Genomic DNA, 702 nt, shown 5'->3' on the forward strand with positions numbered 1-702 from the left:
CCAGGGCCAAGACGCGGGCCGTGGGCGCGGCAAGCTGCTCGGCGAGGACGACGAGACCCTCCTGCTGCGCCCCGGTCAGGCAATCGAAGTTCAGCGCAAGTGATCGGATCACGTGGGGATTTAGCAGCGCAGCAAAACAATCCACGCCGCCGAAGTGAGGCATCGTCAACCTGCGCCAGACGAACTGAACCTGGATAGCTCTCTGGCGCCGTCCGTGAACCTCCGCAGCTAGCTCGGCGGCATTACGCAATCGGCGACTTGTTTGCGACACACTCACCAGATCGATCGGCCTGAGCTTCTTGGCCACCATGTCGAACACGTCCTGCGGTAGATGGACTAAGTCCGGCGGTAGTCTGGTTAAGTCAGGCCTACCAAGGTCACCGATGATGCGCGGGTTGTTGCTAGAGGAGGGAGCGCCGTCCTCTTGAGGCTCAGCGCGCGTCTGCTCCACGACAAAACAGGATGATTGGTCGGCTCGTTCAAGGCCAACAGCCAGCCCCGGATCGTCCGCGCCACCAGCTTCGTGGGTGTGAAAACCGGAGATAGTTCCTTTGCCAAGCCCATCAATGCCTCTCATCACCATCTCCTACAGACATCGAAGCGGTCACGACCGCCGCATTGGACGTATTCCTCTCCTCCGTGCGTGCCAGATAGAAGTTCATGACCTTCCAAAACAAATAGCCGTTCATTATGGAGCAATAT

Annotated in this window: 1 protein-coding gene; it reads right to left on the reverse strand. The window is 58.8% G+C overall.

Features of this window, described 5'->3' with window-relative positions; genetic code table 11:
* Positions 1-577: F-box protein (locus ACM43_RS09585; RefSeq protein WP_271539851.1), on the reverse strand; the 577-nt coding region annotated here is incomplete at its 3' end.
* Positions 578-702 lie beyond the last annotated feature (125 nt).

Origin of the sequence: Bradyrhizobium sp. CCBAU 45321 (assembly GCF_028128975.1) — a bacterium.
Classification (GTDB): domain Bacteria; phylum Pseudomonadota; class Alphaproteobacteria; order Rhizobiales; family Xanthobacteraceae; genus Bradyrhizobium; species Bradyrhizobium yuanmingense.